Raw genomic sequence first — 20610 nt, forward strand, 5'->3', positions numbered from 1 at the left:
CACCACGCTATGTGACCTGCGCGGTAAAAGTCGTCGCACCCCGGAGGCACACTTCCAGTGGGTGATACGTCCACACGAGGGGCCCTGGATGACCGTACGGCGAAGATTCCTCCTGCGAGCCCTCCCTCTCAGGAGGGAGTCAGATCATCACGACGGACGACGCGAGGGCGGCGAGCCGCCCGGGGAGAAGGGCGGCGGCCCGCCCGCGGACGAGGCTCCGCAGGTCCTCCCGGAGCTGACCGAGCATCGCTGGACCCGCCACACCGGGGTCCTCGTGGAGACCAACATGCGCACGATGGCGCGGCGGCTGCCCTCAGTGATCGCCCAGTCCGCGCGGCTGGCCTGGCGGGCCAGCCGGGTCGACACCACGGTGACGATCACGCTCAACCTGCTGGCCGGCATCTTCACCGCGTTCGGCCTGCTGGCGACCACGGGCGTGCTGACCGCCCTGTTCAGCGCGGGACCGACCGCCGACCGGGTGCGCGCGGCGCTGCCCTCGCTGGTGCTGGTCGCGGTCGCCGCGGCGTTGCGCGCCGGGCTCCAGGCGGCCGCGGGCTGGGCACAGTCGCGGCTGGAGCCCCAGGTCGAACGGCTCGTCGAGCTGCGGCTGTACGAGCTGACCACCGCGGTCGAGCTGGCCGCCCTGGACGACTCGGACTTCCTCGACGACCTCCAGCGGGCGCGCAGCCGCGGCATGGCGTCGGCGCCGCGCGTGGTGTCGACCGCGGTCGACGTGCTCACCGGCACCGTCGGGGTGGGCGCGGCGGCGCTGGCGCTGGGCGTCCTGCATCCGCTGCTGCTGCCGCTGCTCCTGCTGACGGCGCTGCCGGAGGGCTGGGCGTCCATCCGCGCCGCCAAGATGCGGTACGTGACCGAGCTGGCGCTGGTGGGCGTCGCGCGCCGCAAGTGGATCCTCTCGGACCTGATGGCCGAGCGGCGTCACGCGCCGGAGATCCGCTCGTTCACCATGCGCGGCTTCCTGCTCGACGAGTACGACCGGGTCGCCGCGCACCAGCGCCGGGTGGAGCTCGACCTGGCGCGGCGGCAGACGATCGCGCGCGTCGTCGGCGACGTGCTCAAGGGCATCGCGACCGGCGGCGTCTACGTGGCGCTGGGCTTCATGTTGTGGGGCGGCGCGGTGGCGCTGGCCGTCGCGGGCACCGCCGTGCTGGCCATCCGCTCGGGCCAGTCGTCGCTCGCCAACCTGGTCTTCGCGGTCAACCGCTGCTACGAGGAGGGCCTCTACTTCGGCGACTACCTGGCCTTCTCCGAGCAGGCGCAACAGCGGGTCACGACCCGGGCCGGCACCCGGGCCGCACGCCTGCCGGACCGTTTCGGCGCGATCGTCGTCGAGGACGTGACGTTCACCTATCCGGGTGCGGACACGCCCTCGCTCAACGGCATCTCGCTGGAGCTGCGCGGCGGCGAGGTCGTCGCGCTCGTCGGCGAGAACGGCTCGGGCAAGACGACGCTCGCCAAGGTCATGGCGGGCCTGTACGACCCGGACGGCGGCGACGTGCGGTGGGACGAGGTGTCGCTGCGCGAGGTGTCCCCGGAGAAGGTCTGGGACCGCGTCGCCGTCATCGCCCAGGAGTACACCCACTGGCCGATGACCGCCCGCCAGAACATCACGATGGGCCGCACCGCCGGCGACGCCGAGGCCACCGAGACGGCGGTGCGCACGGCGGCGCGCTCGTCGGGCGCCGACGAGGTGGTCGACGGGCTGGCGCAGGGGTACGACACCCTGCTCGACCGCCGGTTCCAGGACGGCGCCGAGTTGTCGGGCGGCCAGTGGCAGCGGCTGGCGGTCGCGCGCGGGTTCTACCGCGACGCGCCGCTGCTGATCTGCGACGAGCCGACCGCGGCGCTCGACGCGCGCGCCGAGCACCACCTGTTCGAGCGCATCCGCACGCACGCCGACGGGCGCACCGTCCTGCTGATCACGCACCGGCTGGCCAGCGTCCGGCACGCCGACCGGATCTACGTCCTCGACCAGGGGAAGGTGACCGAGGCGGGCACCCACACCGACCTGATGGCGCTCGGCGGTCTCTACGCCGAGCTCTACACCCTCCAGGCGCGCGCCTACCACGCGGCGTGATCAGAGGTACGGCCCGTGGCCCTCGCCGCGTTCGGGGGGCCGCGGGGCGTCCGGCAGGTCCTCCGGCCGCAGCAGCCGCACCTCGGCCGAGGTGACCGCCCCGGGCGCGGCGTCCGCCGCCGCGGCGATGCGCTGCCCCTGCCGCGAGACCGCCTCCTCGAGGATGTTGCGGATGAGCCGCGCGTTGCCGAACGAGGCGTCGCGCGGCGCCGCGGCCAGGAGCGCCCGCACGGCCGCCAGCACCCCGTCGGCGAGCGTGAACTGCTGCTCGGACGCCATGAACTCGAAGACGGTGACCAGCTCGTCGTCGCTGTAGTCGGGGAAGCGCAGCACCTTGGGGAAACGGCTGGCCAGCCCGGGGTTGGACTTGAGGAACAGCTCCATCTCGCCCTCGTAGCCGGCGACGATGACGACCAGGTCGGAGCGGTGCTCCTCCATCAGCTTGATGAGCTCGGCGACCGCCTCGTGGCCGAAGTCGCGCTGGTCGGCGCCCGCCGGGGCCAGCGCGTACGCCTCGTCCACGAACAGCACGCCGCCGAGCGCGCTGTCGACGGCGGCCCGGACGCGCGGCGCGGTCTGGCCGACGTACTCGCCGACCAGGCCGGCCCGGGTGACCTCGACCAGGTGCCCGGACGTCAGCAGCCCGAGCTGGGCATAGACGGCGGCCAGGAGCCGGGCCATCGTCGTCTTGGCGGTGCCCGGGTTGCCGGTGAACACCATGTGCCGGGTGGGCGCCAGCGGCGGCTGCCCGGCCTCGCGCCGCAGCCCGTCGGTGCGCGCCTCGGCGACCAGCTTCTCGACCTCGCCCTTGACCGCGCCGAGCCCGACGAGCCGGGAGATCTCGGCGAGCGGGTCGCCGACGCCGCGGCCGCGGTCGGGGGCGAGGCTGTCGGGCACGTCGACGACCAGGATCTCGTCGAGCGACTCGGTCTCGTCGACGACGCCGTCCGCCAGCACCCGGCGGCCCTGCATGGCCACCGCCCACTCCAGCAGGTTGACCACGATGCCGGCGTTGGCGAAGCCGCGGTCGCGCGGTGCCGCGCGCATCAGCCCGCGCACCTTGTCGAGCACGCCGTCGGCGAGCGCGAGGCCCTCGTCGGCCGCGAGCCTGGAGAACACCTGCACCAGCTCGTCGTCGCTCAGGTCGGGGAAGCGGATCTTCTTGGGGAAGTGCGCGGCCAGGTCGGGATGCGCGTTGAGCAGGCCGTTGAGCTCGGCCTCCGGCCCGCCCAGCACCACGATGAGGTCTTCGGGGTGCGCCTCGACCGCGGTGAGCAGGACGTCGACGGCCTCCCTGCCGCGGGTGGAGTCGACCGGGTTGAACGTGTGCGCGTCGCGGACGTACAACACGCCGCCCAGGGCGCGTTCGACCGCGCGCCGTACTTTGAGCGTGCTCTCCCCCGGGTATTCGCCGAGCAGGTCGGCCCGGTCGACCTCGATCATCTGGCCGGACGACAACACGCCGAGGTCGGCGTAGATGCGGCCGAGCGACCGCGCGACCGTCGCCTTGCCGATGCCGGGGTTGCCCATGAACACCAGGTGGCGGGGCCGCGCCGCGGTCGTCATGCCCGCCTCGCGGCGCAGGTGGGCCGCCTTGGCCTCGGCGACCAGCGCGCCGACCTCGGTCTTGACCGGCTCGATGCCCGCGCAGGCGGCGAGGTCGGCGAACGGGTCGCCCACCGCGGCGGCGCCGCCGGTGATGAGCCGCTGCGGCAGATCGGCCTCGGTGATCTCCAGGACGGGGCCGCCGTCGAGCACCTCGGCGGCCGTCGCGGCCGTCGCCGCGGCCCCCGCCGTGCCCGCCGCGACCGTGGCGGCCGTCTCGGGACCGTCCTCGGCCCTTTCGAACTCGGCGTCGGACCGGGCGAGCGCGGCCGTGGTGGCCTGGTCGGCGAGGTGCTCGACCAGCCGCGCGCCGCGCAGGTTGAGCAGCGGCGCGGTACGGGCCAGCAGCGCTCCCGCCGCGGCGCCGGCGGTGCCCACGACGACGCCGCCACGGCGTTCGACCGCGCGGCGGAAGAGCTCGGTGAAGTCGTCCGCGCCGAACTCGCGGGTGCGGGCGACCTCGAACGAGCCGACCAGCGCCGGGTTGGCGTCGAAGAGCCGCCGGTCGCCGCCCGGCCGGCACAGCGCGATGACGTCCAGCCCCGGCGACCGGGCCATCAGCCGGCGCAGCTCCTCGACCGCCGCCGCGCCGCAGCGGTCGTAGCCGGCCAGCCTGTCCAGGTCGTCGACGACCAGCAGCAGCCGGCCCTCCAGGCAGTCGCGGACGCGCGCCTGGAGCCAGAGCACGGCATCGCTCACGCTCAGCGCGGAGAACACCTGGTCGGAGATCCACAACGCCTCGCGGATGGTGCCGCGCTCGGCCAGCACCCGTTCGGTCACCTCGGCGGCGGTGCCCTTGCCGGTGCCCTCGGGCCCGCTGACGAGCAGCCGCACCGGGCGCTCGCCCGCCAGCCGCGCCGCGATCGCCTCGTGCAGGACGCCGACGAGCTCGGGCTGCCCGACGATCGCGCCGGCCGCCCGTCCCGCCGGGCTCTGCTCGGCGGCCACCGCGCCGGCCACCGCGCCGGCCGCCTCGTCCGGTGCCGCCTCGTCCGGTGCCGCGTCCCGGGTGGCGTCGGCGGGCTCGGCGCCGTCGCCGGCCGGTGGGCTCTGGTCGGCCGTCGTGGCCGCGGCGCCGGCGGCCGCGGCGGCCAGCCTGCGGCCGAGCGGGTTGGCGACGCGGCGGAGGCTGAAGAGCCGCCGCAGGTCGAGGTTGAACGCGCGGAACGGGAGGCGGCCGCGCGGCGTGGTGGCGGCCTCGGGCAGTCCCTGCACCGCGCCCGTCACGCGCATCGCCATGTCGAGCCAGGCGCGGCAGGCGTCCGCCTCGCCGGCGACCAGGCCGCGCGCGAGCCAGGAGCGCAGGTCGAGCTGCCAGGCCTCGACGGTGAAGCCGGAACGGAGCGCCCGCAGCCGTTCGGCCACGGTCGCGTAGCGCGGGGTGCCGATCGCGGGCGCCAGCTCGGCCGGTGCGGCGGGGACGTCGGCGGCCAGGAGCAGCCGGGCCAGGGCGGTGGTGAACGAGTCGCCCTCGTCGAGGGTGCCCCGCAGCCGCTCGTGCGCCGCGAGGAGGCCCGTGGCCGCCCACGCGAGATAGCCGACGGGGCCCGCGCACTCGGGGAGCACCGTCAGCTCCTCGTCGGACAGGCTCGACGTCCACGCCTCCTCGAGACGGTCGAGCGGCGCGGTGAGGTCCTGCTCGCGCAGCGCGGGATCGGTGGCCCTGCGGTCGTAGAGCCCGATGAGCGCGCGCCGCCGTTCGTCGACCGGCTCCAGGCCCTCGAAGACGTCCAGGCCCCCCCGGGCGAGCTCGAACATCACCGTGCGGCGGTCGCGGTCGTCTCCGGCGGGCTCGGGCAGCCACAGGCCCGGCGGGCGCCACCGGCCGCCCTGGGAGAACCAGGCCAGCGGGTCGCGCACCGGAGGCTCGGGCGTGGCCAGGAACCCCGACAGCAGCTCGTAGTCGACGTCGCCGCGCGACCCGCCGCGGACCGCGGCGGCGCCCAGCAGGAACGTGAGCAGCGACCACTGCTCGGCGCCGGCCGCCGAGGTGCCCGAGCCGTAGAAGTCGCTGAGCTGCCGCGCCAGCACCACCGTGCGGGGGTCGCGGTTGTAGTCCACCGCGCGCCCGCGCAGCTCCTGGTAAAGGCCGTCCGGCACCCGCCACGGGCCGAAGGCGTACACGTCCAGGACGGGCTCGTCGGTCAGCAGCAGCTCGAGGTGTTCCGGCAACCGGGGGACGTTCACACGAGCACCCTACGGCGCTGGCGCGATCACACACATCCCCTCGCGTACGCTCGGTGTTCGCATCCCGGGACGAGCCGGACGCGATCAGGTTGGCACTTCCGCGATCGTCCGCGATAGTTGACCGATGAAGAGCTTTTGCCGGGATCCCGGCGAGGGCCATCCGACCGGGGAGGAGGAACCCACCGTGCAGCCACTCCGAGTGACCGCGCGGGCGCACGACGGACTCACCGTCGTCAGCCTGCGAGGCGAGCTCGACATCGCCAACGCCGACGACCTGCGCCAGGAGCTCCAGTCCGCCCGCCGCGAACACGGCGACGACGTCGTCCTCGACCTCGCGGACCTGGAGTTCATGGACTCGCACGGTCTCTCAGTGATCATCGCCGGGTTCAAGGCCGCGTCCGCGGCCGGGGGCGGGCTGGTCATCGCCGCGCCGCGGCCGATCGTGCGCCGCACCCTCGACATCACCGGCATCGGCGGCCGGGTGACCATCACCGACACGGTCGAGGGGGCCATCGCCACCCGCCTCGCCGAGCGCGCCGCCGCCGCGGGGGCGGCGGAGCCCACCGCCGAGCCCGCCTGACACGAGGCCGGCCCGACACCCCGGCCGTCCGGCACTGCGCCGGGTCCGCAGGCCGGACCACGACGAACGGCACCCCCGGAGCCCTCCAGGGCCCGGGGGTGCCGCCGTTCCGACGTGCTGGATCTCAGCGGTGCTAGATCTCAGCGGTGCTACATCGGCGCCGGGGTGGGACGCTTGGGACCGCGCCCGTCACCCGACGACCGGCCGGTGGCACGCCGCCCGATCCAGGGCAGCAGGTACGTCCGGGCCCAGTAGATGTCCTCGCGGCGCATCGCCAGCCAGGCGGCCGGGTCGGCCACCGGCCACGGCTCGCGCCAGTCGCCCGGCACCGGCAGGTCCAGCGCCTCCGCCGCGCGCAGCGCCATCCGCCGATGGCCCTCGGGCGACAGGTGCAGCCGGTCCTCGTACCAGGCGCGCGGGTCGTTGAAGACGCCCATCATCGGCCACAGGTCGACCACCGCGCAGCCGCGCCGGTCGGCGATCGCGCGCAGGTGCATGTTGTAGATGGCGGCCTTGCCCCGGATGCGGGACCCCGACCGCAGCCCGCGCGGGTCGAAGCCGGTGAAGACCAGCACGCGCGCCCCGGTGGCGCGGAGCCGGCGGACCGCGGCGTCGAACTCCACCGCGAGCGCGTCCGGATCGGCACCGGGCCTGATCATGTCGTTGCCGCCCGCGCACAAGGTGACCAGGTCGGGATCCAGTTCGACGGCCGTCGGCACCTGGTCCTCGACGATCTGGTGCAGCAGCTTGCCGCGGATCGCCAGGTTGGCGTAGCGCAACCCGGGGTTGTCCACGGCCAGGTGCTCGGCGAGCCGGTCGGCCCAGCCCCGGTACCGGTCGGGCCCGGCGGCCGGATCCGGATCGTTCAGCCCCTCGGTGAAGCTGTCACCCATCGCGACGAAGGTCCCGATCTGATGCTGTTCTCCCATCGCAACCCCAAGAACGGATTCATGTTCGCTCACGTGGATTAATCATGCATTCTGCATAGATCCCTACGCGACCGTAAGGACCTGTGCCAACCAACGACGCCGCCACCAACACCAATCAACGCAAATGAACCGATTGATTCCGCATCGTCACATCACGGTGGCCAACCCCCAGGACGCCAACAATCGTCATCACCAAGTCGTCGCACACCGCCGCGCGAGGCGAACAGGGCTATCGACGATGCGCTCTTTGGTCTGGAGTTTCTTGCGTTCACGGCGGCCCAGTGGAGCCGGAGCCGGGGTGTCGGCCAGGGGATCGGACGGAGCCACTTCGACAAACTCCTAGACTAGAGTCTAAAAATTAGCTACAGTCTAAGTATAGGGCAAAGTCCAGGAACATGCCTCCATCGGCGCATGTCCGAGCGACCAGCCAGCCGTGCGGCCATCGCCAACACCGAGAACAAGGCCGCAGCCCGACCGGCCAACCAGTCGGGAGGAAGTGCCATGCAGGTCGCCCCGAACTGACCATCCTCGGAGCCCTCGAGAACCTCGACAAGAAAAGGAGTACGCACATGACGCACACGACCACCTACGGGCTCTTGATCTTCGAGGGAGCCGACGAGCTGGACTTCGTCGGCCCCTGGGAGGTGTTCACCACGTCTTCACGGGCAAGGGACGACGCCGACACCGTCGTTCTCATCGCCGAGCGGCCCGACCCCGTGCGCTGCAGCAAGGGCATGCGGGTACTGCCCGACCACACCCTGGACGACCATCCCCCGCTGGACGTCCTCCTCGTCCCCGGCGGGAGGGTTGAGGCCCAGATGGCCAACCCCGTCGTCATCGACTGGATCAAGAGGACGGCCGCCGAGGTCAACTGGGTGACCAGCGTGTGCACCGGCGCATTCCTGCTGCATGAGGCTGGGCCCGCGCGCGGCCGCCGGGTGGCAACGGACCAAGAGCACCAGGACGAGCTTGAGGCCCGCGGCGGGGTCACGATCGTTCGGGACGCCCGCTACGTCGTCGACGGCAACCTGGTGACCAGCCAAGGCGTTTCCGCCGGGATCGACATGGCGGTGTGGCTCGTCGGCCACCTGCGCGGCCGTGACCACGCTCGCAGGGTCATGTACCACCTGCAATACGACCCGGCTCCGCCTTATCAGGCCGACGAACCCCTCTGATCAAGGTTTACCGACTCCGCCGCCCGGCATCCCAGGGCGGCGGAGGCATGCATGGCCAGCGCCCGTCTTCAGCGGAGAGGAGCCACCAGCGCGCGGAGGTCGTGGTCAAGCTGAGCGGATCCGAGGCCGCACAAGCCATCGAACTCCTCATCGAGTACGACCCACAGCCGCCGTTCGGCACCGGTTCCCTCTCCAAGGCCCCCACAGAACATCAAGGACCGTCTCGCCCGCGTGACTCCGTCCAGTGGGCCACGTTGAGGTCAGAGGCACGGCAGCGCGCCATGCAGGCCATGGCGACCGGGCTAGGTCGGCGAATCGCGGGTGATACCGGCGAGTAGCAGGTCGAGCGTGGCCATCAGGTTCTCTTCGAGGTCGTACCGGCCGTCCTCATCGTCGACCCAGCGGAAGAGCGCCCCTATATAGGCATCGAGGATGACCAGACCGGCCAGGGTGACATCGAGATCAGGCGGGACGTCGCCCTGCACCTGACCCGCACGGACGATCTCGGTGAACAGTGCCGCGCTGTCAGCGGCGTTGGGCATCAGAGGACCGCCGGCGCGCAGCCAGGCGCGCAAGATGGCCCGTCCGGCGGCGGGCTCGTCCTGGTAGAGCCCGACCAGGCCGGTCAAGACATGGTGGAGCCTGCCGGGCGTGTCGCCTGTTCGTTCCATTGCCTCTGCGACGAGTTCGGCGAGCCTGGCGCGACGTCGGCCGAACACCTCGATGACGATGTCCTCCTTGCGGGCGAAGTAGTTGAAGACCGTGGCTCGGGAGACGTCCGCGCCCTCCCCGATGTCCTCCATCGTCGTCAAGTCGTAGCCGCGCGAGGCGAACAGGGCTACGGCGCAATCGACGATGCGCTCTTTGGTCTGGAGTTTCTTGCGTTCACGGCGGCCCAGTGGAGCCGGAGCCGGGGTGTCGGCCAGGGGATCGGACGGAGCCACTTCGACAAACTCCTAGACTAGAGTCTAAAAATTAGCTACCGTCTAAGTATAGGGCAAAGTCCAGGAACATGCCTCCATCGGCGCATGTCCGAGCGACCAGCCAGCCGTGCGGCCATCGCCAACACCGAGAACAAGGCCGCAGCCCGACCGGCCAACCAGAACTGGGAGCTCGCGATGATGCACCACGAAGTGACCAAGGCCCTGGCCGCCGCCCACTGCCCACGAACATCAACAGAAATCTCTGCCGAAGGAGGATGAACCATGCAGGTCGCCATCGCCATGTTCCCCAAACTGACCATTCTCGACGCCATCGGTCCCTACCAGGTCTTCGCCAACATGCCCGACGCCGAGGTCGTCCTGTGCGCCGCACGCAGGGGCCGGCTCGCCGACGGCGGAACCCTGCACCTCGACATCGACCACACCTTCGCTGACGTTCCCAACCCCGACATCCTGGTCGTGCCCGGCGGCAACATCACCCGGCAGATGGCCCGCGAGAACGACCCCATCGTCGAATGGATCCGTTCAGTCCATGAGCACACCACCTACACCACGTCCGTGTGCACAGGTGCCATGCTCCTCGGGGCGGCCGGCCTGCTGCAGGGACTGAAGGCGACCACACACTGGGTGGCCTACGACGAACTACGCAGGTACGGCGCCGAGCCCACCGAACAACGCGTGGTGTTCCAAGACAAGATCGTCACCGCAGCCGGGGTCTCGGCCGGAATCGACATGGCCCTGCAGGCCGTCGCCAAACTGAGCGGATCCGAGGCCGCACAAGCCATCGAACTCCTCATCGAGTACGACCCAGAGCCGCCGTTCGGCACCGGTTCCCTTTCCAAGGCCCCACAGAACGTCAAGGACCGCCTCTCCGGCCTCGTCGACTTGTGGCGGTGATGCCTGGAGAGGCGCCCCGGCAGGTCCGCGCAGGGCGAGGGAGAGTGACAGGATGAAATCCGTCCGAGTAGTTCCTCCTGGGCATCCCCTGGGACTGCTCAGGGACGGGCCAGGGAGAGCGCGCGGCGCCGGAGGCGCCGCGCGCTTGGCGTCGTCAGGACGGGTAGCCGGCGGCGGGCGCGCCCGCGCCCGCGTGGATCGACATGGCGTGCTGCACCAGCGTGATGAGCACCCGCTTGGTGGACTCGCGGCTGCGCGCGTCGCACTGGACGATGGGCACGTGCGGGCTGATCGAGAGCGCCTCGCGGATGTCGTCCACCGCGTACTGGAACTCGCCGTGGAAGCCGTTGACGCCGACGACGAACGGCAGCCCGAGCTCCTCGAAGTAGTCCACCGCGGCGAAGCAGTCGGCCAGCCGCCGCGTGTCGACCAGGACCACGGCGCCGATGGCGCCCTTGACCAGGTCGTCCCACATGAACCAGAACCGGTGCTGGCCCGGCGTGCCGAACAGGTAGAGGATCAGCTCGCTGTCCAGCGACACGCGGCCGAAGTCCATCGCGACCGTGGTCGTGGTCTTGTCGGGCACCGCCGACAGGTCGTCCACGTCCGCGCTGGCCGCGGTCATCACGGCCTCGGTGGTCAGCGGCATGATCTCCGAGACCGAGCCGACGAACGTCGTCTTGCCGACGCCGAAGCCGCCACCTACGACGATCTTGACCGAGACCAGGTCGGGGTCCGGCCCGACCGGTCCACCCGGTCCTCCAGGGCCCCCCGGACCCGGCACACCACCCGGCGGCCCCCCGGCCGGTCCATGATCAGAGCTTCCGAAGACCACTGAGAACCCTTTCAAGCAAGCGGAGGTCGGGCTGGGTGCCGGCGGGGCGCGACTGGTGCAGCCGCAGCAGTCCCTCGAGGGCCATGTCGGCGACGAGGACGCGGGCCACCCCGAGGGGCAGCCGCAGCAGGGCCGAGACCTCGGCCACCGACCTCGCCGACCGGCACAGATCCATGATCGCCCGATATTCGGGCGTCAGCATGGAGACGTCGCGCGGCGGGTAGGGCGCCGCGGTGACCAGGGCCTCGATGGCCAGGTCGTACCGGGGCTTGACCCGGCCTCCGGTGACCGCGTACGGGCGCACCAGCGAGCTGGAGTCGGGCTCGTCCTGAGCCGGTCTGCCCTGCGGCGGACCATCCCACCCCGGGGTGCCGCCGGGACCGGCACCGTAATATCTGCCATCCATAACGCCGACCCTCCGCCAGGTCAATCAGGTCAGTACCGGGCCGGGCCGGCGCCCATCTCGGGCACCGGGGGTGCCGAGTGCGGCGGCTCTCCCCCGGTGCGCAGCGCCGGGGACAACGCCCGCCCCACCCGATCCACGAGCAGCGTCATCTCGTACGCGACGAGCCCGAGGTCACAGTCCGGAGCCGCCAGCACCGCGAACACCGAACCGTTGGTGATGGACATGACGAACAGCAGCCCGCGGTCCATCTCGACCACGGTCTGGCTCACGCCGCCCGCGTCGAAGATCTTCGCCGCGCCCTGCGTGAGGCTCATCAGCCCCGACGCGATCGCCGAAAGCTGGTCGGCACGCTCGGGCGGGAACCCGGCCGAGTAGGCCATGGGCAGACCGTCCGAGGAGACCACGACGGCGTGCGCGACCTTGGGGACCCGGTCCGCGAAGTTCGTCACCAGCCAGTTGAGATCCTGCCCGCTCACAGGTCGCCTCCTGTCTCTCCGCCGCCCTGCGGCGACGGACCCTCACCTGTGCTCTCGCCCGTTCCGCCGTACCCCTGCCCGGAGCGTCCTCGGTGGACGCCCCGCTGCAGGCTGGCGAAACGGTTCCGGACGACGTCGGCCGACTGGCCCTGGCGCGGCGCGGGGGGTTGCGCCGCCGGGGCCCCGGCCTGGCCGCCGGGCTGGGTCGCCGGCGCCGTCACCGCGCCGGGGACCCGGTTCTTGCCGGGCACCCGCTTGGGCAACCCGACGGAGGTCTTCTTGCTCGCGACGGGCTCCCGCACCGCCTCGGCGGCCTGGAACCCCGCGTCCGCGGGTGACTCCCAACCCTTGACCGGATCCATGCCTCCCCCAACGTCGGACCTGCGCTGGAACCACTCCGACTGCATCGCGTCGAAGATAGGTGACCGCTCAGGTACACGCCGCGGGGGTTCGGACCGCACGACGGGCTCGGGAGCGGGCGCCTCGTGGACGGGTTCTTCGAGTGTGAACGGCGCGGGCTGCCGGGGCCCACCGCCGTGGCCGCCCTGACCGGGGCCGCCGTGGCCGAGTCCCTGGCCGGGACCACCCTGGCCGAGTCCCTGGCCGAGGCCGCCGGGCTGCTGCGGGGGTTCGTTCCACCCCTGCGCCGCGGGCAGTGCGGGCTGGGGCCCGGTCTCCCACGACACCTGACGCCGGTTGGGCTCCTGCGCCTGCCGCTCCGGCATGCGCGGCTGTGCCTCGGGCACGGCCGGCAGCGGGCCGGTGTGCCGGGGGTCGGGCACGGCGGGCAACGGGCCCGTCTGGCTCGGCGGCTCGACGCGGGACGGGTGCTGCGCACCGGGCTCGCGGATGGGCAACCCTCCGGTACGGCCCTCGGCCGACTCCAGCGGCGACACGATCTGCTGCGGTCCGGTGCCCTGGATGCGCGGCAACGGGCCGGTGTTGTTGGAGACGACCGGGAGTGGCCCGGTGTTCTGGTACGGGGGACGCGGCGGTTCCTGGTACGGCGGCCGCTGGTCCTGGAACAGGGAGCGCGGGTCGTCCTGGTACGAACGGGGCGGGTCCTGGTACGACTGGCGCGGGTCGTCCTGATAGGACGGGCGCGGGTCGTCCTGGTACGAGGTCAGCGGCGCGTCCTGGTAGGACGGGCGCGAGTCGTAGGGCTCCTGGTACGACCCGCGCGAACCCAGGTCCTGCAGAGACGGCTGCGGCCCGGTCTCGCGCGGCCTCGGCACCGGGCCGTTGGGCGACCGGTCGTCGTTGCCCGACTGCCGGAACGCGCCGGCGGAACCGACCGCCGGAGCGGAGAGCGCCAGCGGGCTGCCCGCGCCGGGCGACAACGTCGGCGGCTGGCTGTCCATCTCGCGGCCGCCGGCGCCGAAGTTGCGCGATCCCACGCCACCGGACGCGCCGGAGCTGACCACCTGGTCCGGCAGCATGACGAACGCGGTGAGCCCGCCGCCCTGGGCGGCGCGCAGCTCGACCCGGATGCCGTGCCGGACGGCCAGGCGGCCGACCACGAACAGGCCCATGCGGCGGGCCGCGGAGAAGTCGATGACCGGCGGGTTCGCGAGCCGCCAGTTGGCCTGCTCGAGCTCCTCCACCGACATGCCCACACCGTTGTCGGTGATCTGCAACATCGCGCCGCCGCCGCTGAGCAGCTGGCCGGACACGGTGACCTTGGTGCTCTCGGCCGAGAACACCGTGGCGTTCTCCACCAGCTCGGCGAGGAGGTGCACGAGGTCGTTGACCACCGGGCCGCCGACCGTCATCTCGCCCTGGACGCGCAGCGCGACGCGCTCGTACTGCTCGACCTCCGAGAGCGAGGCGCGCACGACGTCGATGAGCGGGACGGGGCGGTTCCACCGGCGCACCTGCTCCTGGCCGCCGAGAACGAGGAGGTTCTCGCAGTTGCGGCGCATGCGGGTGGCGAGGTGGTCCAGCCGGAACAGGTTGGCGAGCTGCTCCTCGTCGCGTTCGCTCTGCTCCAGCTCCTCGATGAGCCGCAGCTGGCGTTCGATGAGGGACTGGCTGCGCCGCGACAGGTTGACGAACATCGCGTTGATGTTGCCTCGCAGGACGGCCTCGTCGGCCGCCAGCCGGACCGCCTCGCGGTGGACCTCGTCGAACGCTCGCGCCACCTGGCCGATCTCGTCCGTGGAGTCGATGTCGATGGGGTCGACCTCGATGCCGCCCGCGGCGGCCTCGGGGTCGCGGAGCCGGTCGACCAGGCCGGGCAGCCGGCTGCCGGCGACCTCGAGCGCTCCGTCGCGCAGGCGGCGCAGCGGCCGGACCAGCGACCGGGCGATGATGACGGTGGCCGCGCCGGCCAGCAGCAACCCGAGCAGCAGCACGATGCCGTCGATGATCCCGGCCCGCCAGGCGTCGTCCTTGAGGGACCCGCTGGTGTCGACCAGGTCCTTGGCGACGCCCTGCTCGACCTGGCGCATCTGCTCGATGCGCGTCGAGATGGACTCGTTCCACCGCGCCTGGTCACGCGCGCGCAGCGGGCGCACCGAGAGGCTGGCCGAGTCACCGGAGCCGACGATCACCTGCTGGAAGATGGACTCGACCTCGCCCGTCTCCGGGCCGGTGACCGTGTCCTCGTACCGCTGTCTCTGGCCGGTGTTGGCTGTGCCGCGGAACAGGCCGACCTGAGTGTCCTGCTGCGCACGGTTGGCCTGCACGCGCTCGCGGTCGGTGTCGTTGACGAAACCGCCCGACAGCAGCGCGACGCTGACGCGTGCGCGTTCCTGGGAGACGCCCTCCTTCGCGCGGGCGATCGCGGCGAAGGCGCGCGAGCTCTCGGCGAGCCGCGAGTTCGGGCTGCCTTCCGCGATGAGGTCGTCGAACGCCAGGAGCGAGGAGATGACCTGCCCGTAGATCTCGAGCGTGGAGAACGCCGACGCGGTCGGCTGGCTCGCCATCTTGCGCAGGTCGGGCAGCGTGTTGAGCCGGTAGCGGATGTCGCTGACCCGGGACAGGACCGCCTCGGAGTACGCGCCGTCGATCCCGCCGACGACCCCGCGCACCCGCTGGGCGGCCTGGTCGGTGGCGGCCCGCTGGGCGGCGAGGTCCTCTTCCTTGACGGCCTGCGCCAGGGTCAGGCGGCTCACGGTGAGGTCGCGTTCGTCCTCGAGCTCGTGGACCAACCCGGCCACGCGGTCACCCAGCGTGGCCAAGCGCTCGATCCGCGTGTACACGTCGGCTTCGCCCATCGCGTCCCGCATGCGCAGCCCGGCGAGAACGCCGGCCACCATGGCGGGAATCAGGATCAGCACGACGAGGCGGGTCGCCACGCGCCAGTTCGCAAGGCGGAACCGCCCTGAGCCGGAGCGGCGTTCTGCCTGTTCGGCGGCGCTGTTCCGGAGGGACTCAGCTCCAGGGACCGCTGGGCGGTCCACTTCGGTTGCCGGTCGCACTTCCCTCCATCACCTCTCACGGCTTTTGGGGCTTCGACCCGGAGATGCCGGTCCGGTCCGGCAGGGGCGCCCGTGACCACTGACACCTGTTGGGGCGTGGGCCATTGGAGCACAGAGTAATCCCAACAACCAACCCGAAGATTCTCATTTCAGACTTCATCACCTTTGTCCCGTTTTGGGGCAAATGCCCGTCTCGTGTCTCCATTGCGTAAACATCCCGGCTTTGACCACGGCGGTCCAGACCACTGCGCTACAGTCCCGGACGATCATGTCGCGACGGTCCTTACCCCCCGCTCCGTCCGGCTGACTTCCCCATTCGTCATGTAGAAGGAGCGTTCATGAGGTTCGCTCGACCCCGTCGTACCTCGCTCGGAATCGCCCTCGCCGCCGGCCTCGCCCTGTCCCTCGTCGCGTGCGGCGGGGACGGCGAGAAGTCCGCGAACGGCCTCGAGAAGTCCTCCATCACCGTCGGCGTCATGCCGATCACTGAGGGCGCCGCGGTTCAGATCGCCATCAACAAGGGCTTCTTCAAGGCCGAGGGCCTGGACGTGAAGCTGCGTACCGTCACCGGTGCCGCCGAGGCCCTGCCGCTTCTGAAGAGCGGGCAGATCCAGCTCGCGCACGGTGGCCACGTCGGCATCATCCAGGCGCACGCCAGCAAGACCTACAAGCTGAAGATCGTCTCCGAGGCGTCCTCGATGACCAAGAACCTCAACGGTGTCCTGGTCCCCAAGGACTCCCCCATCAAGTCCCCCAAGGACCTGGCGGGCAAGAAGGTCGGCACCAACGCGATCGGTAACCAGAACAGCCTGCTGCTGCGGGCCACCCTGGAGCCCTTCGGCGTCAAGGTGGACGAGAAGAAGGACGTCGTCGTCGCCCCGTTCCCCAACCAGGAACAGCTGCTGAAGCAGAAGAAGGTCGACGCGGTCGTCGTGCCGGAGCCGTTCGTCACCCAGATGCAGCAGTCCATCGGCGCGCGCATCCTGACCGACTTCTCCAGCGGTCCGACCAAGGACTTCCCGATCACCGGCTTCGCCGCGACCGAGGAGTTCGCCGCGGAGAACCCCAAGACGGTGGCCGCGTTCCAGCGCGCCTTCGCCAAGGCCCAGGCCGTCGCGTCCGACCGCGCGGTGCTCCAGGAGGCCATGTCGAAGTTCACCAAGATGCCGCCGCAGCTGGTGAGCGTGGTGACCCTGAACGGTTACCCGACCTCCACCAGCGCCACCCGCATCCAGCGCGTGGCCGACGTCATGAAGCAGTTCGGCTACCTCCAGGAGCCGTTCGACGCCAAGACCATCGTGTTGCAGACCGGATGACACGACGCGGCACCCGATTCGTACGCGGGGCCGCCGGGATCGCGGGCGCCGTCGTCATCGCCGAACTGGCCACTCGTTTCGGCCCGTTCGACCCTGACGACGTGCCGCCCGCGAGCACGGTGCTCCTGCGGGCCGTCGAGCTGGCCGGTGACGGCGAGTTCCTTCCGGAAGTCGCCGGCACGATTCGCGCCTGGCTCGGCGGCCTGTTGCTGGCCACGCTGGCATCGGTCACCCTGGGGCTGGTCCTGAGCCTCACGCCCTGGCTCAACAACGCGGCCCGCGTGGTCGTGGAGTTCCTGCGGCCGATCCCGGCGCTGGCCCTCATCCCGCTGGCCATCGTCAGCTTCAGCTCGGTCACCCAGTCGAAGATGTCGCTGGTGTTCTGGGCGGCCAGCTGGCCGATCCTCATCAACACCCTCTACGCGCTGCGCGACGTGGACCCGGTGGCGAAGGAGACGCTGCGCAGCTTCGGCTTCGGCAAGGCGGCGGTCCTGCTCAGGGTCAGCCTGCCGAGCGCGGCGCCGTTCGCCGCCACCGGCGTGCGCATCGCGGCGTCGGTCGGCCTGGTCGTCGTGGTCAGCACCGAACTGTTCGCCGGAGCGGGCGAGGGCGTCGGAGGATTCCTGATGGAGAGCCAGTCGGGCGGCGGACGGCCGGACCTGATGCTGGCCGGCGCCGTGTGGGCGGGAGTCCTCGGCGTCATCGCCAACGCGCTGCTGGTGGCACTGGAGCGCCGGACGTTCCGCTGGCACACGGCGCAGACGCTGGAGGCGGCATGAGCTCGGTGCTGCGCGGACTGCGCGTCGTCAGCCGGCTGTGGCTGCTCGTCCTCGTCATCGCCGCCTGGGAAATCGCGACCCGCGCGTGGAAGGACGACTTCTTCCCGCCGCCGTCGAAGATCGTCAAGGCGCTGCACACCATGTGGTTCTCCGGCCCCGCCGGTCAGTTCTTCCTGACCGACAAGGCCATCGAGGACTTCAAGCCGAGCTTCACCAACCTGTTCAGCGGGTGGGCGATCGCCGCCGTCCTCGGCGTGGTGCTCGGCGTGCTGATCGGCCGGTCGCAGCTGCTGGGCGACGTGCTGGACCCGGTCCTGCAGTTCGGCCGGTCGGTCCCACCGCCCACGATCATTCCGTTCCTGCTGGCGCTGCTCGACCTGGGCTCGCCGCTGTCGATCACCACGATCGCGTTCGGCGTGATCTGGCCGGTGCTGCTCAACACCGCCGACGGCGTCCGTTCGGTGGACCGGCTCCAGCTGGAGACGGCCCGGGTGTTCGGGGTGTCGGGCTGGTTGCGGCTGCGCCGGGTGATCCTGCCCTCCGCGTCCCCGAAGATCTTCGCCGGGTTGCGGGTCAGCCTGGGCTTCGCGCTCATCCTGATGGTCATCTCCGAGCTGATCGGCGCCGTGGGCGGGATCGGCAAGCACCTGACCACCGCGCAGCAGACGTTCCAGATGGCGGACATGTGGGCCGGCATCGTGCTGCTCGGCATCCTCGGCTGCATGTTCAACCTGATCTTCATGCTCGTCGAGCGCCGCGTCCTGGCGTGGCACTCCGGTGTCCGCCGCAATGACGCCTGACCGGCGCCGGACGCGGCAGGGGACGCATGGGACGCGCGTCCTGATCGCCGGGGCGGGCATCGGCGGGCTCACCGCCGCGCTCGCCCTGGACGCCGCCGGCATCGAGGCCGAGGTGGTCGACTCCGCGCGGGTGCTGCGCCCGCTCGGCGTCGGCATCAACCTGCTCCCGCACGCCGTGCGGGAACTCACCGACCTCGGGCTGCGCGAGGCGCTGGACGCCACCGGCCTGTCCGCCGAGCAGCTCGTGCACTTCGACCGGCACGGCAACCGTGTCTGGGGCGAGGGGCGCGGCATCCGGCTCGGCTACGCCTGGCCGCAGTACATGGTGCACCGCGGCGAGCTGCAGATGATCCTGCTCGCCGCGGTGCGCGAGCGGCTGGGCAAGGACGCGGTGCGCACCGGTACCGCGGTGCTGGGATATGAGGAGTCCCCCGGCGGCGTGACCGTGCGGCTCCGCGACCAGCACAGCGGGGCCGAGTCCGAGGAGAGCGCGGACGTCCTGGTGGGCGCCGACGGGCTGCACTCCACGATCAGGAGGGGATTCTTCCCCGACGAGGGCGCCCCGCGCTGGAACGGGGTGCGGTTGTGGCGCGGGGTCACCGAGGGCGACCCGTTCCTGGACGGCCGCACGATGGCCGTCCTCGGCACCAACCTCCGGACCAAGTTCGTCTGCTACCCGATCTCGCGCGAGGCCGCCGACCGGGGCCGCGCGCTCCTCAACTGGCTGGGCGAGATCACGATCCCCCGGGACGAGCTCACCGAGACCGCCGACTGGAACCGTCCCGGCCGGCTGGAGGACGTGCTCCCCCATTTCGCGGACTGGACCGTGCCGTGGCTGGACGTGCCCGGCCTCATCGGCGGCGCCGCGGAGATCCTCGAATATCCGATGGTGGACCGCGATCCGCTGCCGTTCTGGAGCCGGGGCCGGGTGACGCTGCTGGGCGACGCCGCGCACCCGATGTACCCGCTCGGCTCCAACGGCGGTTCGCAGGCGATCCTGGACGCGCGGGCGCTGGCGTTCGAGCTGGCGCGCGCGGACTCGGCCGCGGCGGGTCTCGCCGCGTACGACGCCGCCCGGCGGGACGCGGTGAACGCGATCGTCCTCGCAAACCGCAACAATCCCGGCGACACTATCCTCAACACGGTGGCCGAACGCGCGCCGGACGGTTTCGACCGCGTCGGCGACGTCCTCACCCCCGAGGAGCTCGCGCCGCTCGCGAACGGCTACCAGCACATCACCCACACCGACGACCTCGACCGCACGTCGCCCTGGGCCGTCACCCCCGATCAACGCCGAGCCAGGTGAAGGACAATGCTCGAAATCAGCGAACTGACCCATAGCTACGGCGACCACGTCGTCCTGTCCGACCTCAACCTGAAGGTGGGTGAGGGCGAACTGGTCAGCATCGTCGGACCGTCCGGCTGCGGCAAGTCCACGTTGCTGCGCTGCATCGCCGGGCTGATCCGGCCGACCTCCGGCAGCGTGGTGCTCAACGGCACCCCGATCGAGGGCGTGCCCGACAACCTCGCGGTGGTGTTCCAGGAGTACAGCCGTTCGCTGCTGCCCTGGCTGACCGTCCGCGACAACGTCGCGCTGCCGCTGCGCCGCCGGGGCATGGCGCGCAAGGAACGGCACGCGGCCGCCGCCGAGGCGCTGAAGTCGGTCGACCTCGCCGACGCCGGGTCCAAGTACCCCTGGCAGCTGTCCGGCGGCATGCAGCAGCGCGTCTCGATCGCGCGGGCGCTGGCCTACCGGCCCGCGCTGCTGCTGATGGACGAGCCGTTCGGCTCGGTCGACGCCCAGACCCGCGAGGACCTCGAGGACCTGGTGCTGAACGTGCGCGGCACCGACGGCATGACGATCCTCCTGGTCACCCACGACATCGACGAGAGCGTGTACGTGGGCGACCGGGTCGTGGTGCTCGGCCGCAACCCGGGGCGCATCCGCTCCGAGCTGGCGGTCTCGCTGGCCACCCCGCGCGACCAGATCACCACCCGGGCCGAGCCGGAGTTCGTCCGGCTCCGCGCCGAGGTCGGCAAGCTGGTGCGCGGCGGGCTGAAGAACGCGGGCGACGCCCTGCCGCACGAGCCCAGGGTCGACGTCGAGTCCAAGTGACGCGCCGCCCGCACTAGGACGGACGGCGAGCAGGACGCACAAGCCCGG

The 20610-nt window shown here is 71.6% G+C and carries 17 protein-coding genes; 10 read left to right on the top strand and 7 right to left on the bottom strand.

Annotated features, from left to right (window positions below):
- The first annotated feature begins 88 nt into the window (after nucleotides 1-88).
- Nucleotides 89-2098 (top strand): ABC transporter ATP-binding protein, encoded by a 2010-nt coding sequence (locus ABZ810_RS17505; RefSeq protein ID WP_358404004.1) that lies wholly within the window; start codon nucleotides 89-91, stop codon nucleotides 2096-2098.
- Here the strand turns inward: ABZ810_RS17505 and ABZ810_RS17510 are convergent, their stop codons facing one another.
- Nucleotides 2099-5890, bottom strand: coding sequence for an AAA family ATPase (locus ABZ810_RS17510; protein ID WP_358404005.1), 3792 nt, complete (start codon nucleotides 5888-5890; stop codon nucleotides 2099-2101).
- 184 nt (nucleotides 5891-6074) lie between these two features.
- On the opposite strand from ABZ810_RS17510, the gene ABZ810_RS17515 reads away from it, so the two are divergent.
- Nucleotides 6075-6470, top strand: a complete 396-nt coding sequence (locus tag ABZ810_RS17515; protein ID WP_358404006.1) for an STAS domain-containing protein — start codon at nucleotides 6075-6077, stop codon at nucleotides 6468-6470.
- A gap of 149 nt (nucleotides 6471-6619) precedes the next feature.
- Here the strand turns inward: ABZ810_RS17515 and ABZ810_RS17520 are convergent, their stop codons facing one another.
- On the bottom strand, nucleotides 6620-7399 hold the full coding sequence (locus ABZ810_RS17520; protein WP_358404007.1) for an SGNH/GDSL hydrolase family protein: 780 nt from the start codon (nucleotides 7397-7399) through the stop codon (nucleotides 6620-6622).
- Nucleotides 7400-7968: 569 nt separating this feature from the next.
- On the opposite strand from ABZ810_RS17520, the gene ABZ810_RS17525 reads away from it, so the two are divergent.
- A complete protein-coding gene (locus tag ABZ810_RS17525) occupies nucleotides 7969-8574 on the top strand; it encodes a DJ-1/PfpI family protein (protein ID WP_358404008.1) in 606 nt (201 codons plus the stop codon).
- 302 nt (nucleotides 8575-8876) lie between these two features.
- Here the strand turns inward: ABZ810_RS17525 and ABZ810_RS17530 are convergent, their stop codons facing one another.
- Nucleotides 8877-9518: a TetR/AcrR family transcriptional regulator gene (locus tag ABZ810_RS17530; RefSeq protein WP_358404009.1), complete on the bottom strand. Its 642-nt coding sequence runs from the start codon at nucleotides 9516-9518 to the stop codon at nucleotides 8877-8879.
- An 84-nt stretch (nucleotides 9519-9602) separates the two neighbouring features.
- Between ABZ810_RS17530 and ABZ810_RS17535 the strand changes: the two genes are divergently transcribed.
- Both ABZ810_RS17535 and ABZ810_RS17540 read left to right on the top strand, forming a co-directional pair.
- A complete protein-coding gene (locus ABZ810_RS17535; protein WP_358404010.1) occupies nucleotides 9603-9776 on the top strand; it encodes a hypothetical protein in 174 nt (57 codons plus the stop codon).
- Between the two features lie 3 nt (nucleotides 9777-9779).
- Nucleotides 9780-10412 (top strand): DJ-1/PfpI family protein, encoded by a 633-nt coding sequence (locus tag ABZ810_RS17540; protein WP_358404012.1) that lies wholly within the window; start codon nucleotides 9780-9782, stop codon nucleotides 10410-10412.
- A 154-nt stretch (nucleotides 10413-10566) separates the two neighbouring features.
- Here the strand turns inward: ABZ810_RS17540 and ABZ810_RS17545 are convergent, their stop codons facing one another.
- From ABZ810_RS17545 to ABZ810_RS17560, 4 genes are all read right to left on the bottom strand, one after another.
- Nucleotides 10567-11139, bottom strand: a complete 573-nt coding sequence (locus ABZ810_RS17545) for an ATP/GTP-binding protein (RefSeq protein WP_358404399.1) — start codon at nucleotides 11137-11139, stop codon at nucleotides 10567-10569.
- 88 nt (nucleotides 11140-11227) lie between these two features.
- On the bottom strand, nucleotides 11228-11653 hold the full coding sequence (locus ABZ810_RS17550) for a DUF742 domain-containing protein (RefSeq protein WP_358404014.1): 426 nt from the start codon (nucleotides 11651-11653) through the stop codon (nucleotides 11228-11230).
- Nucleotides 11654-11682: 29 nt separating this feature from the next.
- Nucleotides 11683-12129 (bottom strand): roadblock/LC7 domain-containing protein, encoded by a 447-nt coding sequence (locus tag ABZ810_RS17555; protein ID WP_358404015.1) that lies wholly within the window; start codon nucleotides 12127-12129, stop codon nucleotides 11683-11685.
- Nucleotides 12126-15428, bottom strand: coding sequence for a nitrate- and nitrite sensing domain-containing protein (locus tag ABZ810_RS17560; RefSeq protein ID WP_358404017.1), 3303 nt, complete (start codon nucleotides 15426-15428; stop codon nucleotides 12126-12128). The genes ABZ810_RS17555 and ABZ810_RS17560 overlap by 4 nt, the downstream gene beginning before the upstream one ends.
- Nucleotides 15429-15889: 461 nt before the next feature.
- Between ABZ810_RS17560 and ABZ810_RS17565 the strand changes: the two genes are divergently transcribed.
- Genes ABZ810_RS17565 through ABZ810_RS17585 form a run of 5 tightly spaced genes read left to right on the top strand, consistent with a single transcriptional unit; the run spans nucleotide 15890 to nucleotide 20562 of the window.
- Entirely contained in the window at nucleotides 15890-16867 is a 978-nt protein-coding gene (locus tag ABZ810_RS17565) for an ABC transporter substrate-binding protein (RefSeq protein WP_358404018.1), read from the top strand.
- Nucleotides 16864-17646, top strand: a complete 783-nt coding sequence (locus ABZ810_RS17570; RefSeq protein WP_358404019.1) for an ABC transporter permease subunit — start codon at nucleotides 16864-16866, stop codon at nucleotides 17644-17646. Before ABZ810_RS17565 ends, ABZ810_RS17570 begins: the two co-directional genes overlap by 4 nt.
- Nucleotides 17643-18446 (top strand): ABC transporter permease, encoded by an 804-nt coding sequence (locus ABZ810_RS17575; RefSeq protein ID WP_358404021.1) that lies wholly within the window; start codon nucleotides 17643-17645, stop codon nucleotides 18444-18446. The genes ABZ810_RS17570 and ABZ810_RS17575 overlap by 4 nt, the downstream gene beginning before the upstream one ends.
- The gene (locus ABZ810_RS17580) at nucleotides 18436-19752 is read left to right on the top strand and encodes a flavin-dependent oxidoreductase (RefSeq protein WP_358404023.1); all 1317 of its coding nucleotides are present in this window, start codon (nucleotides 18436-18438) and stop codon (nucleotides 19750-19752) included. Before ABZ810_RS17575 ends, ABZ810_RS17580 begins: the two co-directional genes overlap by 11 nt.
- Before the next feature lie 6 nt (nucleotides 19753-19758).
- On the top strand, nucleotides 19759-20562 hold the full coding sequence (locus ABZ810_RS17585) for an ABC transporter ATP-binding protein (protein ID WP_358404025.1): 804 nt from the start codon (nucleotides 19759-19761) through the stop codon (nucleotides 20560-20562).
- Nucleotides 20563-20610: the final 48 nt, after the last annotated feature.

Origin of the sequence: Spirillospora sp. NPDC047279 (assembly GCF_040643285.1) — a bacterium.
In the GTDB taxonomy this organism is placed as follows: Bacteria; Actinomycetota; Actinomycetes; order Streptosporangiales; family Streptosporangiaceae; genus Spirillospora.

What these genes read in the sequence shown, in the direction of transcription:
- ABZ810_RS17505 (WP_358404004.1), top strand. Translation starts at nt 89, where the DNA reads ATGACCGTACGGCGAAGATTCCTCCTGCGAGCCCTCCCTCTCAGGAGG.
- ABZ810_RS17520 (WP_358404007.1), bottom strand. Translation starts at nt 7,399, where the DNA reads ATGGGAGAACAGCATCAGATCGGGACCTTCGTCGCGATGGGTGACAGC.
- ABZ810_RS17525 (WP_358404008.1), top strand. Translation starts at nt 7,969, where the DNA reads ATGACGCACACGACCACCTACGGGCTCTTGATCTTCGAGGGAGCCGAC.
- ABZ810_RS17535 (WP_358404010.1), top strand. Translation starts at nt 9,603, where the DNA reads ATGTCCGAGCGACCAGCCAGCCGTGCGGCCATCGCCAACACCGAGAAC.
- ABZ810_RS17540 (WP_358404012.1), top strand. Translation starts at nt 9,780, where the DNA reads ATGCAGGTCGCCATCGCCATGTTCCCCAAACTGACCATTCTCGACGCC.
- ABZ810_RS17550 (WP_358404014.1), bottom strand. Translation starts at nt 11,653, where the DNA reads ATGGATGGCAGATATTACGGTGCCGGTCCCGGCGGCACCCCGGGGTGG.
- ABZ810_RS17565 (WP_358404018.1), top strand. Translation starts at nt 15,890, where the DNA reads ATGAGGTTCGCTCGACCCCGTCGTACCTCGCTCGGAATCGCCCTCGCC.
- ABZ810_RS17570 (WP_358404019.1), top strand. Translation starts at nt 16,864, where the DNA reads ATGACACGACGCGGCACCCGATTCGTACGCGGGGCCGCCGGGATCGCG.
- ABZ810_RS17575 (WP_358404021.1), top strand. Translation starts at nt 17,643, where the DNA reads ATGAGCTCGGTGCTGCGCGGACTGCGCGTCGTCAGCCGGCTGTGGCTG.
- ABZ810_RS17580 (WP_358404023.1), top strand. Translation starts at nt 18,436, where the DNA reads ATGACGCCTGACCGGCGCCGGACGCGGCAGGGGACGCATGGGACGCGC.
- ABZ810_RS17585 (WP_358404025.1), top strand. Translation starts at nt 19,759, where the DNA reads ATGCTCGAAATCAGCGAACTGACCCATAGCTACGGCGACCACGTCGTC.